Source organism: Bacillus sp. VA13, from assembly GCF_055710085.1.
In genome coordinates this window covers 449,295-463,789 of record NZ_JBVQPP010000004.1, presented here as the reverse complement: position 1 = coordinate 463,789, position 14,495 = coordinate 449,295, and the positions used below count along the sequence as shown (strand labels likewise).

The 14,495-nt window shown below is 43.0% G+C and carries 12 protein-coding genes and 1 rRNA gene; 6 read left to right on the top strand and 7 right to left on the bottom strand.

What is annotated here, in order from left to right; translation table 11 throughout:
- Positions 1-10 precede the first annotated feature (10 nt).
- A 5S ribosomal RNA gene (gene rrf / locus AC0C66_RS17590) occupies positions 11-126 on the top strand.
- A 38-nt stretch (positions 127-164) separates the two neighbouring features.
- On the opposite strand, the gene AC0C66_RS17585 is transcribed toward rrf, so the two are convergent.
- A complete protein-coding gene (locus AC0C66_RS17585; protein ID WP_072181803.1) occupies positions 165-1,388 on the bottom strand; it encodes an MFS transporter in 1,224 nt (407 codons plus the stop codon).
- Positions 1,389-1,659: 271 nt separating this feature from the next.
- On the opposite strand from AC0C66_RS17585, the gene AC0C66_RS17580 reads away from it, so the two are divergent.
- From AC0C66_RS17580 to AC0C66_RS17560, 5 genes are all read left to right on the top strand, one after another.
- Complete coding sequence (locus tag AC0C66_RS17580; protein WP_472973646.1) at positions 1,660-2,928, top strand: aspartate aminotransferase family protein; 1,269 nt, start codon at positions 1,660-1,662, stop codon at positions 2,926-2,928.
- Entirely contained in the window at positions 2,925-3,875 is a 951-nt protein-coding gene (locus AC0C66_RS17575; RefSeq protein ID WP_014112430.1) for an inositol monophosphatase family protein, read from the top strand. Before AC0C66_RS17580 ends, AC0C66_RS17575 begins: the two co-directional genes overlap by 4 nt.
- Positions 3,850-4,896, top strand: coding sequence for a zinc-dependent alcohol dehydrogenase (locus AC0C66_RS17570; protein ID WP_472973645.1), 1,047 nt, complete (start codon positions 3,850-3,852; stop codon positions 4,894-4,896). The genes AC0C66_RS17575 and AC0C66_RS17570 overlap by 26 nt, the downstream gene beginning before the upstream one ends.
- A gap of 238 nt (positions 4,897-5,134) precedes the next feature.
- Positions 5,135-6,571 carry a SulP family inorganic anion transporter gene (locus AC0C66_RS17565; protein ID WP_061186943.1) on the top strand — a complete coding sequence of 479 codons (1,437 nt, stop codon included), beginning with the start codon at positions 5,135-5,137 and terminating at the stop codon, positions 6,569-6,571.
- Between the two features lie 143 nt (positions 6,572-6,714).
- Positions 6,715-7,635, top strand: coding sequence for a bile acid:sodium symporter family protein (locus AC0C66_RS17560; protein ID WP_072181801.1), 921 nt, complete (start codon positions 6,715-6,717; stop codon positions 7,633-7,635).
- A 15-nt stretch (positions 7,636-7,650) separates the two neighbouring features.
- Here the strand turns inward: AC0C66_RS17560 and AC0C66_RS17555 are convergent, their stop codons facing one another.
- From AC0C66_RS17555 to AC0C66_RS17530, 6 genes are all read right to left on the bottom strand, one after another.
- Positions 7,651-8,397 (bottom strand): alpha/beta hydrolase, encoded by a 747-nt coding sequence (locus tag AC0C66_RS17555; RefSeq protein WP_087987868.1) that lies wholly within the window; start codon positions 8,395-8,397, stop codon positions 7,651-7,653.
- On the bottom strand, positions 8,394-9,404 hold the full coding sequence (gene feuC, locus AC0C66_RS17550; protein ID WP_061186944.1) for an iron ABC transporter permease FeuC: 1,011 nt from the start codon (positions 9,402-9,404) through the stop codon (positions 8,394-8,396). The genes AC0C66_RS17555 and feuC overlap by 4 nt, the downstream gene beginning before the upstream one ends.
- A complete protein-coding gene (locus tag AC0C66_RS17545) occupies positions 9,397-10,401 on the bottom strand; it encodes a FecCD family ABC transporter permease (protein ID WP_061186945.1) in 1,005 nt (334 codons plus the stop codon). The genes feuC and AC0C66_RS17545 overlap by 8 nt, the downstream gene beginning before the upstream one ends.
- Before the next feature lie 18 nt (positions 10,402-10,419).
- Positions 10,420-11,373, bottom strand: coding sequence for an iron ABC transporter substrate-binding protein FeuA (gene feuA, locus AC0C66_RS17540; RefSeq protein ID WP_072181799.1), 954 nt, complete (start codon positions 11,371-11,373; stop codon positions 10,420-10,422).
- A gap of 90 nt (positions 11,374-11,463) precedes the next feature.
- The gene (gene btr / locus AC0C66_RS17535; RefSeq protein WP_072181798.1) at positions 11,464-13,056 is read right to left on the bottom strand and encodes a bacillibactin transport transcriptional regulator Btr; all 1,593 of its coding nucleotides are present in this window, start codon (positions 13,054-13,056) and stop codon (positions 11,464-11,466) included.
- Between the two features lie 189 nt (positions 13,057-13,245).
- Entirely contained in the window at positions 13,246-14,490 is a 1,245-nt protein-coding gene (locus AC0C66_RS17530; protein ID WP_072181797.1) for an exo-beta-N-acetylmuramidase NamZ family protein, read from the bottom strand.
- Between the last annotated feature and the right edge of the window lie 5 nt (positions 14,491-14,495).

Sequence of the window (14,495 nt, the reverse complement as noted above, 5' to 3'; positions counted from 1 at the left end):
AAGGCATTTGTTTGGTGGCGATAGCGAAGAGGTCACACCCGTTCCCATACCGAACACGGAAGTTAAGCTCTTCAGCGCCGATGGTAGTCGGGGGTTTCCCCCTGTGAGAGTAGGACGCCGCCAAGCATGGTAAAACCCAGCTCATTGAGCTGGGTTTTTTTGTTTTATATCTGTACTGATTTGCGTTCTTCAGTATTCATTTTATCGAGCTTTCTGCTTTTCAAGTTCTCTAATATTTTTAATACTAATACAATCCCCAGCATGATCAACATGAGAGTCGTAAATAACCAAAATGCTGTTTGTACGGGGAACTCATCTAGACTCCACCCGACTGCTATTGGCAGGATAGAACCGCCTAATCCATTGGCAGCGAGCAGCATGCTTGTCGTTTGTTCTGTTTTTCCAGGGTAGAATTGATTGGTGATAATTAAAGCAATGGCAAACATACCAGCCATAAATAACCCTAAGAAGAAACACAGAACAAACCCTGCAAAAGCCGTATTACTAATTGCTAAAATACAAAGTGAGATGAGGCCGCCGATATTAATCAGCCTGAGATAACGATGATAGGTTAGTTTTTCGGAAACCGGCCCAGTCAGTAAACGCCCAATGATCATACCGATCCAATATATTGTTACCGTTATTGTTGCTAAGGAGTTAGAGATCTCCCACTTCTCCGCGAAGATGGAAGGGATAAAGTGAACAATTGATACTTCACTTCCTCCATAAAAAAAGAAGTAAGCAGCTGCTAAAGAAATAAACAGTAAGCCATGTTTTCGAAAGCTTATAGGTGCTTGTTGTTTTCCATTGCCCGAAGTGTTTGTTTGACGGATGAGCAAATCGTCTAAACTGCCAAAACTCAGTCGGCTCCAAACAAGCATCAAAAGAAATGAACTTAGTCCCAAAACAAGAAAGGCTAATGTCCATACATAATTGCTGATTAAAAAACCAGATAGCAATGGCATGAAAAGGGCTCCTAAACCGTATGCTACTTCCATCTTACTCATGGCGATTGCTTGTTTTTCTTTAATTGCTGTTAGGATAATTGTTCCTACACAAGATTCAACCAGTCCGGCTCCAAGTCCAGCCATACTGACAAGAAGAAAGAGCAACGGCCACGGAGGGAGGAAATAAATAAACAACTCGCAGCTGATCATGGCTAATCCTATAACAACTACTTTTCTTCGTCCCATTCTCTTCACAGCATAAGGCATCCCTAGTACACCGATTAAAAACCCCATAAATTGCGAAAATACTAATACTCCGCCGTTACTGTAGCTTTGGGCGTAATGGGAAAGCAATTCCGGGAGGACAGCTCCAAGTATAACGAGAGTAAAGGCGATCGATCCGTAAGATAAACATCCAATCCACAGTAAACGAGTTTTCATTCATTAATCTCCTTTGATAAAAATAGTACTCCTCTAGAATTTACATGATAGGACTGGTAGTAAAAATAAGCTATTTATGTTGTTTGTTTTTAGTTTTTTACATTAAATCCATTTATTTCTATGATAACATACGAAGTTTGAATTAAAACCCCTAATGCAAACGTTAACAAATAGTTAACAAATTTTACTATTTATCTAGTTGACATTAATTTCTAGAATTTATACGATGATTAACGAGTTTTACATATTTTATTGAATAGGGGTGTTGTTAGTGGGGACTAAAGAAATTACGAATCCAGACAGTTTGTATTACAAAGTAGATGACGTTGTCATGGAAAGAGGTGAAGGCATCTATTTGTACGATTCAGAGGGCAATGAGTATATTGATTGTGCCTCTGCTACTTTCAACTTGAATTTGGGTTATACCAATAAGGAAGTTATTGATACAGTCAAAGAACAGGCTGACCAGCTTATACACGTCACTTCTTCCTACCAAACCAATGCCGTTAATAAACTAGCTGAAAAACTTGTAGAAATCTCCCCCGACAATCTCACTAAAGTTCACCCTAAAGTCAGCAGTGGCTCTGCCGCAAATGAAGGAGCTATTAAAATGGCTCAGAATTATTCTGGAAAAACAGATGTCATTTCTTTATTCCGAAGCCATCTTGGCCAAACGTATATGATGTCTGCGTTATCCGGGAATTCATTTCGAAGAGAGCCGTTCCCCCCTCAGTTTTCTTTTGGCTTGCAGGTGCCTGACCCCTATTGCAACCGTTGTTTTTACAATCAGAAACCAGATTCATGCGGAATGCTTTGTGTAGAAAGAATTAATGATTTTATCGAATATGCGAGTAACGGAAAAATTGCTGCGATGATTATTGAACCGATCTCCGGTAACGGAGGGAATATCGTTCCGCCTAAGGAGTACTTTAAGCAATTACGAAAGCTCTGTGATGAGCATGATATCGCACTTATTTTTGATGAAATTCAAACTGGATTCGGCAGGACAGGCAAGATGTTTGCCGCTGATTACTTTGATGTGAAACCGAGTATGATGACTGTCGCGAAAGGGTTGGGCGGCACGGGATTCCAGGTTGCAGCCACCCTGACAGAGGAAAAATACACGGGATTAGCCGGCCACAATCACTCATTTACTTATGGCTCGAATGTGATGGCTTCTGCAGCTGCTTGTAAGACAATCGAAATTATGCAGAGGCCGGGCTTCTTAGAAAATGTAACAATTGTCGGGAAGTACATTATGGATTCCTTAGAGCATATGAAGAAAGAATTTACATTTATTGCTGACGTCAGAGGCGTAGGTTTGATGATCGGTGTTGAAATTGTAAAAGAGAATAATGAGCCTGATGTAGAGCTGACCAATTATATTGCCAAGCGGGCTATGGATTATGGATTAATTTTACGGACTTCCCGTTACGGATTCGGAAATGTATTTAAAATCCGTCCGCCTCTCACGATTACGCTAAGTGAGGCTGAGGTGCTTTGTTTTAAACTTCGTAAGCTATTGGAGGATATCAAGTGAAAGAATATATTATAGAGCTCGGAAAATTTGTTTATGAAGAAGTGAAGGGACAGAAAGGAACACTGAAAAACCGGTTAGTTAATGGATATTCCCCCGGTGGTGATGCACAGTTTAACATTGATGCCGCTGCTGAGAACGCTGTACTGGAATATGTGAAAAGCAAAGAGGAGTCAGTCGCGTTTTATACTGAAGATGGCGGTCTGAAGATATTTGGAGACAACCCTCAATATATTTTGATCGTTGATCCGATTGATGGCACCCGTCCGGCAGCTGCGGGACTTGAAATGTCTTGTATTTCTATCGCATTAGCAGGATACAAGCCTGATGCAAAAATTAAGGATATTGAATTTGCTTTTCTGCTGGAGCTGAAAACAGGTGCCTATATGTACGCGGATGTTTATTCTGAGGGAATCTATTATGAGGGCTATCGCGGCACCCTGCCGAATCTAAGCAAAGTAAGAGACATTAAACATATGTTCTGGAGCCTTGAGTTTAATGGGCACCCCGCGCACCTGATGATTAATGCGTACGGTCATTTGATTGATCAGTCAGCCAATAATGGCGGCGTATTTGTTTTCAATAGCGCTTCTTATTCTATCTCCAGAATTATTACAGGGCAGATGGATGCCTATGTGGATATCGGTAATCGTTTATTAAAGGATGATCCTGCACTGCTGAAAGATTTTCAGGATGTGGGGAATGGACAGGTTCTGCATCTGTTTCCTTATGATATTGCCGCAAGTGTGTTTTTGGCGAAAAAAGCAGGAGTTGTCATTACTGATGCGTATGGAAAGTCCTTGGATGATACACTTCTGACGGATCTTAGCTACAATAACCAGCAGTCATGCATTGCTGCGTCAACGAAGGAGTTGCATCAAAAACTGCTGGATCAAATTCGCTGGGACAGAAAGGAAGAGACATATGAAAGCGTTGGTCTGGACTCCTAATGATCGGCTTGAATTGCAAGAAGTAGAAGAACCTCAAATCAAAAAAATGAACGATGTGAAAGTTAGAATATACGGGACAGGCATCTGCGGAACGGATTTAAATGTTCTAAAAGGAAAGATGCATGCGACTCACAATATGATCCTGGGTCACGAATCTGTTGGAGTAGTGACAGAAACGGGGCCTGAGGTTAAAAACGTTAAGCCTGGTGATCGCGTGGTGATCGATCCGACTCAGTTTTGTGGGAAGTGTTATTATTGCCGGAAAGGTTTAACTTGTTATTGTGAGACGTTTGAAGACTGGCAGCTGGGATTAGGGTCGCATGGCACTTTTGCCGATTATTACGTAGGCGAGGACCGTTTTATGTATAAAATCCCGGACGATATGGAATGGGAGCGAGCCACTTTAATTGAGCCGCTTTCCTGTGTATTAAATGTGATAGAGCGGGCTGCAATAAAACCTGACGATTCTGTATTGGTGTTAGGGTCGGGGCCGATCGGGCTGCTTGTTCAAATGATGGTGAAAAAACTATCAAGGCTGACCGTTGCGACTGAGGTTGGTGATTACCGAACTGAAGCAGCAGGCCTGATATCCGATTATGTTTATCATCCGCAGGATTTAACGGTGGACGAGGTCAGACGCATTAATCAAGGGAGAAAATTTGATGTGGTTTTTGACGCGATCGGCAATCAGCTTGATTGGGCGTATCCATTAATAGACAAGGGCGGAAGGCTTGTGCCCATGGGATTTGATGATACGTATGAGATGAAAATCAGGCCTTTTCAGCTGCTTTCTAATGGCGTAACGATCGTTGGAACCGGAGAGGCTCGCCAAATTATGGAGGATGCGGTATCATGTGCCGCGGACATGCCTCAGCTTTCTGAACTGATTACGGTGAAAGCCCCGCTTGAGAACTATGAGGCTGCCATCCAGGAATTGATGGGCATAGATCCGTTGTCAAATGAGAGAAAAGATATTACTGCAGTTAAAACGATTCTTGTTTCTCATCCGGATATGATATAATGTAGCGATGGCTCAAACTTAGTTTGAGCCATTATTTTCTTCAACATTCATCTTGCGTATTTGATCAAAATTTAATATGATACTCTTTGTATAATAACTCCTTGCCTCAATACAATATACTCAACGTTTCCCCTTTTTCTCCGATCGTTTTCCTTTTCATTTTCTCCCATAAAATAAAGATAGCTCCCAATACATCAGATACGGTGCGGATTTATTTTTTAAAAAGGAGTCGTTATATTTGAATAATAGTTTTACATTAAAGCAGCAATGGTTCGGGAATATCCGAAAAGACATTCTTGCTGGCATTTTAGTTGCGTTAGCATTAATACCTGAAGCAATTGGCTTTTCTATTATAGCCGGTGTTGATCCGATGGTCGGTCTTTATGCGTCATTTTGTATAGCCATTATTATTTCTATTTTTGGCGGCAGACCAGGCATGATTTCAGCTGCGACTGGCTCAATGGCGGTCGTTATGGTGTCGCTGGTTGCTGATCATGGGCTTCAGTATTTATTTGCGGCTACGATTTTGACAGGAATTATTCAGGTGATTTTAGGTATCAGTAAAATTGCAAGATTAATGAAATTCATCCCGCGTTCTGTGATGATCGGGTTTGTGAATGCGCTGGCGATCCTTATCTTCTCTGCGCAGCTTCCTCAGTTTGAAGGTGCTTCTTGGAGCATGTATGCGATGCTTGCCGGGTCGTTGGTTATTATTTATGTGCTGCCGAGGTTTACGACTGCGGTTCCGTCTCCGCTTGTCGCGATTATTGTGATGACGATTATTGCGGTCACTTTCCATGTGGATGTGCGGACGGTCGGGGATATGGGCAATATCTCTAGTTCATTGCCTCATTTCTTAATCCCTGATGTTCCGTTTACCTTTGAAACGCTGCAAATCATTTTTCCTTATTCGATTGCTTTAGCGTTTGTTGGATTGCTGGAATCTTTGCTGACAGCACAGATTATTGATGAAATGACGGATACAGACAGTGACAAAAATAAAGAGAGCCGCGGGCAGGGAATTGCGAATATCGTGACTGGGTTCTTTGGCGGTATGGCTGGCTGCGCTATGATTGGACAATCTGTCATTAATACAAAAGCGGGCGGACGCGGACGCTTGTCAGCATTTGTTGCCGGTGCTTTTCTGATGTTTTTAATTGCGGTGTTAAGTCATGTCGTAGTGAAGATTCCGATGGCTGCGTTAGTGGCTGTTATGGTTATGGTTTCTGTCGGCACATTTGATTGGACTTCTTTAAAAGGCCTCAAAAAAGCGCCGCTCACAGACTCGATTGTCATGGTTGTGACTGTGATGACGGTTGTTGTAACGGATGATTTATCTAAAGGCGTATTCGTCGGAGTTCTCTTAAGTGCCGTGTTCTTTGTGGCAAAAATCTCTAAGTTGAAAATTGTTTCTCATGCAGAGGATCAAAAGCTGAGAACGTATCAAGTGAAGGGACAAATCTTTTTTGCGTCAGTGACTGATCTTATGAATGCATTTATTTATCAAGAGGATATTGAGCGAGTCGTGATTGACTTAACTGAGGCCCACGTATGGGATGATTCAGGAGCGGCAGCGCTTGATAAGATTGTTGCGAAGTTTAAAGAACAGGGCATTGAAGCTGAATTAAAAGGTTTAAACAATGCGAGTAAATCTCTTATGAAACAGATGGCATAGTAGAGAAGCCCAGATTAACGTGATCTGGGCTTTTTTATATAACATACGGTTGAACAGCATTGATATAATAGAGAGAACAGAATTTTTAAATAGGGGACTTGCATATGATGCTTCAGAAGCTGAACCGTATATTGGGGAGGGTGATGCCGCTTTTAACGCCAACTAGTGTGGTGCTGGGTGTGCTGCTGTCTCAGTTTTTAAATGGATATGAAAGCGCTGTGCCTTGGATCTTTGCTTTTATTACGTTTGCAGGCAGTTTGAGCGCTAACTTTCAATCTTTGAGACATGCATTGTCTCATCCTCTCCCTATGATTCTTGCATTATTTGTTCTTCATATTTTTATGCCGCTTTTTGCTTGGGGCAGCGGCCACCTTATCTTTAAAGGCGATCCTTTGACTATCACTGGCCTAACATTGGCTGTTGTGATTCCTACTGGGATTACAAGCTTGATTTGGGCAGCGATGTACAAAGGGAATGTGGGTTTGACGCTTTCGATTATTTTAGTTGATACGGTGCTGTCGCCGTTGATCGTTCCGCTGAGCCTTTCATTGCTCGCCGGCGCTCAGGTTCATATGGATGTGTGGGGAATGATGAAGGGGCTGATTGTGATGGTTGTGATTCCTTCTTTCCTGGGTATGCTGTTTAACCAGATGTCATCTCCAGAAAGAACTGCATCTGTGAGTAGTGCGCTGTCTCCTTTTTCAAAGCTTTGCCTGATGGCAGTGATTGCAATTAACAGTTCTGCGATTGCCCCTTATTTCAAAGCCGTTGATTTGAGATTCGTAGGAATAGCGGCGACGGTTTTCTTTATCGCGTTAACAGGCTATGCCGCTGCTTGGCTGATCGGAAAAATGATGAAAAGGCGCCAGGAGGAAATTGTATCTCTTATTTTTACAGGAGGCATGAGAAATATCAGTGCCGGCGCAGTTCTTGCCGTTACGTTCTTTCCGTCTCAGGTTGCCGTTCCGGTAGTGATCGGCATGCTGTTTCAGCAGATACTGGCTGCTTTGTTTGGCTATATGCTGAATCGTTTTGAATTAAAACCTGTATTGCAGAAAGCATGAAAAAACCGCTCAATTCTATGAGCGGTTTTTTCCGTATAGCCATTCGAGCGCGATGATGAACTGTTGGCAGAAGTACTTGCGGTGGTGCACCGCCCCTTTTTCAATTGAAAGACATAGCTGATCTTCAGTGAAGCCTTTTTCTTTTAAGCTTTGATGCACTTGCTTTGTATTCTGCAGCATATGTCGCTGAATGGATTGTTTTTCACGGCCTTCTTCACTGCCGACAGACATAAAAACACATGCAGTGCTGGGCTCTAAAGAAGATAAATGAATGGTTTCCAGTGCGTTCTCATACCAGTAGGAGCCTGAGATAGAGCCTATTTTTCCAAAAACAGACGGATACTTTAATAAGGAAAACAATGAAATGAGGCCGCCTAATGAGGCACCTATCATTCCTCTTAATTGCGGTTCCCTGGTGACGTTCCAATTTTCTTCGATAAACGGAATGAACCGGTTTGTTATGTCAGACAGATAGTCATATCCTATGCCTCCGAAGTCCGGGAACCGATCACTGAGTGATGCAGCCGGCCAAGGGGTGTATTCATCCAGCCGGTTTTCGGATTCTATACCAATCAGTACGAGCTCAGGGAGCCTTCGCTGTTGGAATGTGCTTTCTAATAATTCGATTTGGTCTTGAAACAAAGAACTGCCATCTTGCACGTAAACAGCAGGAAATCTCCTGCTGTCTGGGCTGTAGGAAGGAGGGAGGTACAGCGTGAACTTCCTTTTGCCGGCTTTATGCTCTGAAAGAGATCCGTTCAAGCATTCTCCCCCTTTTTTTGCTTGAAAAGCAGATATAAGAAATAAGGAACACCGAGGATCGCTAATATGATGCCTGCGGGCACTTCCGCGGGCTGGAAAAACAGTTTTCCGGCAAAGTCTGCGCTTATCACAAGCAGCATGCCGATTAAACCGCTCAGTGGCAGGATGTCACGGTGTTCGACACCAGCCAGTCTCCGTGAAATATGGGGAGCGATTAAGCCGACAAACGCCATGCTGCCTGCTACGGAGACACATGCGCTGATGATTGCTACGCAAGCGACGAGCAGGATGGTTTTTTCTTTATTTGATGAAATACCCAGGCTTCTGACTGTATCTTCATCAAAACGAATGGTGTCGAGCAAGCGGGATTTTGCGATAAGAATGGGTATAAACAGCAGCATCCATGGGAGAACGGCTGTGATATACGTCCAGTTGGCAGACCAGATGCTTCCGTTTTTCCACACCATGGCCATTTGATAGTCTTGCGGGTCCATTTTTAATGATAAAAACAAAGACAGGGCGCTGAATCCTGAATTGATTGCGATTCCTACCAGAATAATTCTTCCTGAATCTAAATTGCCTCTGTGCCATGCAAATATGTATATCAGGATCGCCGCAATCAGTCCGCCTATCAATCCGAAGATCGGCATTCCCATCGCCGCAGCTATGGATGTTACTTCTTTCTGGCCTTGGAACAATAGCATAAACGCGACAATCCCGGCTCCCGCTCCTGCGTTAATTCCGAGAATTCCCGGGTCCGCAAGTCCGTTACGTGTGATGGCTTGGATGACGGCGCCTGCAATGCCAAGACCGAGTCCGATAATAGCCGCCATGACAACCCGCGGCAGTCTTAAATCGAACAGCAAAATTTCATACTGCGGATTCGGATCAATCTGAAAAAGAGTGGAGAGCAGCTCAGCCGGACGAACAGAAAATGATCCGCTCGTTAAGCTGAAATAGCTGACAACGAGAATCAAAGCGATGAACACGGCATATTTTTTAGCCATTTTGCTCCCCTCCTTTTCGTTTGATCAAATAAAGGAAGAAAGGCACGCCGATAATGGATGTCACGACTTCAATCGGTGTTTCAAACGGGTAATTGATAAATCTGCTTGCCAGATCACAAAGGGTTAAAAAGACTCCGCCCAAGATGCAGGAACACGGAATCAGCCTGCTGTAATCAGAGCCGACGAGAAATCGCGTGATATGCGGAACAACCAATCCGACAAACGCAATTTTTCCGGCCAGCGCTACTGCACTGCCGGTTAAAATGATGACTGAAAGCATCGCCATGATTTTAATGGTCTTTTTCTTTTGCCCCAGACTTTTAGAAATGTCGTCGCCTAATGATACAGCGGTCACCTTTTTGCTGAGAGAAATGGCCATTACAATGCCAATTAGGAAAAACGGAGCGGCTAGCTTCAGGAAATCCGGACTCATTTGGTGAAGTCTGGCGCTGTACCAGAAACTGAGATCCTGTGAAATTTGAAAATATATCGACATGGCCGCTGATAAACTGCTGAGCAGCATGCTTGTGACTGTGCCGATGATGGCAAGCTGTACGGGGGAAAACCCGTTAGGCATCATGGCGGCAAGGCTGAATACTAACACAGCTCCTAATGCTGAGCCGATAAAAGAGTAAATGATCATTTCAAACGAAGACGATTGCGGGAGCAGAACCATACAAAGCGTGATGATAAACGCGGAACCATCCGAAACGCCCATAATGGAGGGCGAAGCTAAATAATTGCGCGTAATGCCTTGCATAAGCGCTCCAGAAACAGCAAGGGCTGCCCCTATGAGCAGAGCGCCGGCAGCCCTTGGAATCCGGGAATGCCATATAATTTGATGGTCTGTGTTTCCCGGATCAAAATGAATAAGAGATGTAAAAACAATATCTGTGCTTAGATGCTTTGCGCCATATAGGATCGAAAGCAGCAGCGACAGTGCAATAGCAAATGGAGAAGTAATCAATATGATACGTGTCCACTGTTTTGAATACATACAAAAACCTACTCTGAATTAGTTTTGTGTCAATTTTTCAGCAGCCGCTTTCAGGAAGCGGACTTTGCTCCAAGCTGTGCCGCCTTGTGCGAGAGGATCCACTGAGTTGACGTACACATGATCTTCCTTGACTGCTTTAAGGCTTTTCCAGATTGGATTTTTCTCTAAATCTTTTAAGGCATCAGGTTTGTCTGCATTTTCATCATCAGAAAATTGGACAAAGATATGGTCCGGATTCATTTCACTTAATTTTTCTAATGAAATCAGCTCTTGTGCTTTTGCAGCTTTTACTTCGTCCGGCGCTTTAAGGCCTAAATCACCATATAGTGTGGAGTTGAAGTACACCTGTTCAGGGTAAATGTAAATGTTGCCTTGTCTGATTCTGATGACAAGCGCTTTTGAATCTTTTGCTTTTTCGTTGATTTTTGTTTTTGTTTCTTTTAGATCCTGTTCATAGTCTGCAATGATTTTTTTCGCCTTTTTCTCTTTTCCAGTCAGCTGCGCAAGCAGCATCATGTTTTCCTTCCAGTTTGAAGAGATATGAGAAACTGGGATTGTCGTGCCGGCTGTGCTGATTTTTTGCAGCGTTTTTTCCGGAAACTTTGTTGAAGCAAGGATTACATCTGGCTTCATTTCAAGAATCTTTTCAATGTTTGGCTCCATTTTTTCTCCGGTTGCTTCGGCTTTATCAGTGATGTCTTTGAACATATCAGGGAATTTGCCGGAGAATGAAATCGCGCCTTGCGGATGAACGTCAAGCAGTTTCGCGTCTTCCATTGATTCTACGCTTCCCGTAATGGCAATTTTGTCTGTCGGTACAGTTACTTCATATGTTTTATCCAGGTATTCAATTTTCTTCTTCTCAGACGCTGTGCCGCTTGCCTTGCTGGCAGTCGAATCATTTTTGCTGCCGCAAGCTGCCGCCGTCAGCGCAAGAAGCAAGATTAATAAGGTAAGAGATATCTTTTTCATCTATAGAGCCTCCTGTTCAATTGATAACTATTATCAATTGGAATTATAGAGAATGAACAGATATAACACCATGGACAAATTCCAAATTTATCATGGACAATCACCGGATAGTAAAGAAATGGTTTGCTGAACGATCCGTTCGTGCCCGCAAGCTGAGTATTCATTCCAAGGGTCAAGGGATAGAAGATAAACACGGTTATTCCGTACCGCGCTTAGGTTTTGCCACGCCTCTGTCTGTAGCAATTGCTGGTAATAAGCAATGGTTTCAGGCTCTTTAAATAGAAAAAGCATTATGCAGTCAGCTTGGTAATTTGCGATATTTTCTAACGAAATGGCTTGATCTGAAGACGTGTCTTCCGTTTTTGCCGAACAAAATCCTAAATCTCCGAAGAAGACTTCTTGGACGCTTCGAGTATGTGCCAGATAGAAGTTTTGCTTATGCAGCCTCAGAAAGAGAAAACGCCGCTCTTGGGTGTGCTGAAGTGTTTTTTTGGCGGCCGCCGCCTGCTGGTCATAAGCTGTGAGCCACTTTTCTGCTTCAGACTCTTCCTTTAAGAATGAGGCAGTTTGCAGAAAGTGAGTTCTCCAGCTTTCTTCTGAAGGAAGGTAAATGACTTCTGCGATGCGATTCAGGCCATTTTGTTCTTCTGGTGAAATAGAATCCATGCTGAAAATCACATCTGGTTCAGTCTGAGATAACGTGTTCAGGTTTTCTTCCCACTTTTCATTAAACCGGTATGCGCTGAGCTGGACGGGTATATCTGTCGAATAATGCTGATAGTAGTAGGACGTCCATTTTGGATGCAGCGCGGCCGCAAACGGTATGTGATTCAGAGGGATGAGATGGCCCATTGTGCCCCTTCCGTATGCAGCAATTTTTTTTCGGCGTTTTTTCATATAGCTTGTAGGTGAACAGCCTGTATGCTTTTTAAAGATTCTGCTGAAATAAAATTCATCTTGATAGCCTGTTTGGTGGGCAATTTCCTTCAATTTGCAGTTAGATCTTGCCATGAGCCGTTTTGCTCGGGTGATTCGCGTTTTTGTGATGAACTCTGTTACGCTCTGACCTGTCCATTTTTTAAAACTTTCGCTGTAGTGTTTAGCGCTGATTCCTGCCATTTGCGACAGCTGAGCAAGTGTAATTTTTGTATCGGCATGGGTTTCGATGTATTGTTTTGTTTTTTCGATTGCTGAATGTGTATCCGTCTGTTCAGATAAACTGGCAGTAAAGAGGTCATAAATCAGGCTTTGTACTTCAATCACACATTTTAGCTGAGAAAGTTGAGACGATTCATTCCATAGCACTGCAAGCTCTTGAAGCCGGACTGCAAGATTTTCTATATGTGAAATATTCACAAGCTTCAGTTTGGCTAATTCCGTTTCTGTACAAGGTGTTAAGATATCTTGCCCGGTTTCCTTGACATAGCTTTGAAGCCTGATCAGACAGGCATCTATATGATGACCTTCGGCTGCAGGCGTAAAGCCAAAGGTCTCGTTAGGCGGACAAACATAAAGTGTCTTTTTTTGCAGAGGGCTGATGTTTGTTCCGATTGAAATATGGCCGTTTCCTTTTAAATGAAAGATCAGCACGAATGAATCGGCTAATTGCTGCTCTGAGAAGAGATCACTTGATTTTTTTAGATATTCAATTTGTATGGGATGATAAATCACTGTATGTTGCAAGAGTAGACCACCTTTTCAGAAACATTTAATTGATAATCATTTTCAATAAAATTGTACCAAATAAATGAAAGTTTTCCTATATAAAGCGGGTGGGTTTTTGTCATGAAAAAAACCCTTACTCAGATATAAAAGTAAGGGTCTTTTGTTCGGTAAGAAAATGTTACACGTGTAACATACGATGCTTACGTCTTAATAGATAAGATATTTCTTTCTTGTTTTGCTGAATTGTTGGAGTGGTTTTTCATAGCTATCTATGATGTCTTCAATAGATGTACCGTTTTCTATTTTTGTCCTGATCCAGCCGTTGCCTGCCAGTTTATCAAATGAACCTGTTGATAGGAACTCAAAATGTTCAGGATAGAGGTCGTGTATTGTTTTAATGAGTGACAGTCCTGTTTTAACCGCTTCAAACTTTTCTCTGTCTGTCACATAGAGCTGCACACCGTGGCAAAGCGTTCCTTGATGTTTAGAAAATGTCGGCGTAAAGGAAGCTGCCCTGAATGTCACGCCCGGCAGATTGAGGCTGTTTAATGTTTCTTCAAGCTCTGTACTTTTGATAAAGGGAGCCCCAATCAATTCGAATGGCTTTGTTGTACCTCGCCCTTCGGATAGATTTGTTCCTTCAATCAGCCCGGTTGCAGGATAAACAAATGTGCTCTCCACCGTCGGCATGTTAGGTGAAGGGAGGACGAAAGGCAGTCGGGTATCGTTAAAATCCATTTTTCGTTTCCAGTGTTTCATTTTCACCACTTTCAGATCGGCATCGATGTCAAATTCCTTGTTGAACAGTAAAGCCAATTCGCCTATGGTCATTCCATGCTTTAACGGAATGGGATACAGTCCGACAAATGAGGCGTATTCAGGTTCTAAGACTGGTCCTTCAATATGACTCCCGCCTTGAGGATTCGGGCGGTCCAGCACCATAAAAGGAATGCCGTTTTCTTTAGCGGCTTCCATTGCGTATGCCATTGTATAAATGTACGTGTAGTAACGGGTCCCGACATCCTGAATGTCAAACATAAGAACATCGACATTTTTCAGCATCTCTGGAGTCGGTTTCTTCGTTTTTCCGTAAAGGCTATATACGGGAATCCCGGTTTTTTCATCAATGTAAGAGCCGACTTCGTCTCCCGCCTGAGCGTCGCCGCGGACGCCGTGTTCAGGACCGAATAAAGCTGTTAGTTTGATATCAGGGTTCTCGTAAAGAATATCGACACTGCTTTTCAGAGATGCGTTTACGCCGGTTGGATTGGTGATCAATCCGATTCGTTTTCCCTTGAGCTGTTTTTTATAATCCGGGAAAAGCGTGTCTATGCCGGTCTGGACTTTAGGTTTTTTAGCCGTTTGATTTTTAGAATCGGGTGATGCTGAGGCAGCTGTTATCGTTCCAATCATCATGAGCCCTGTGAGAAAAGCGAATATTGTTTTTCTCATGTGTC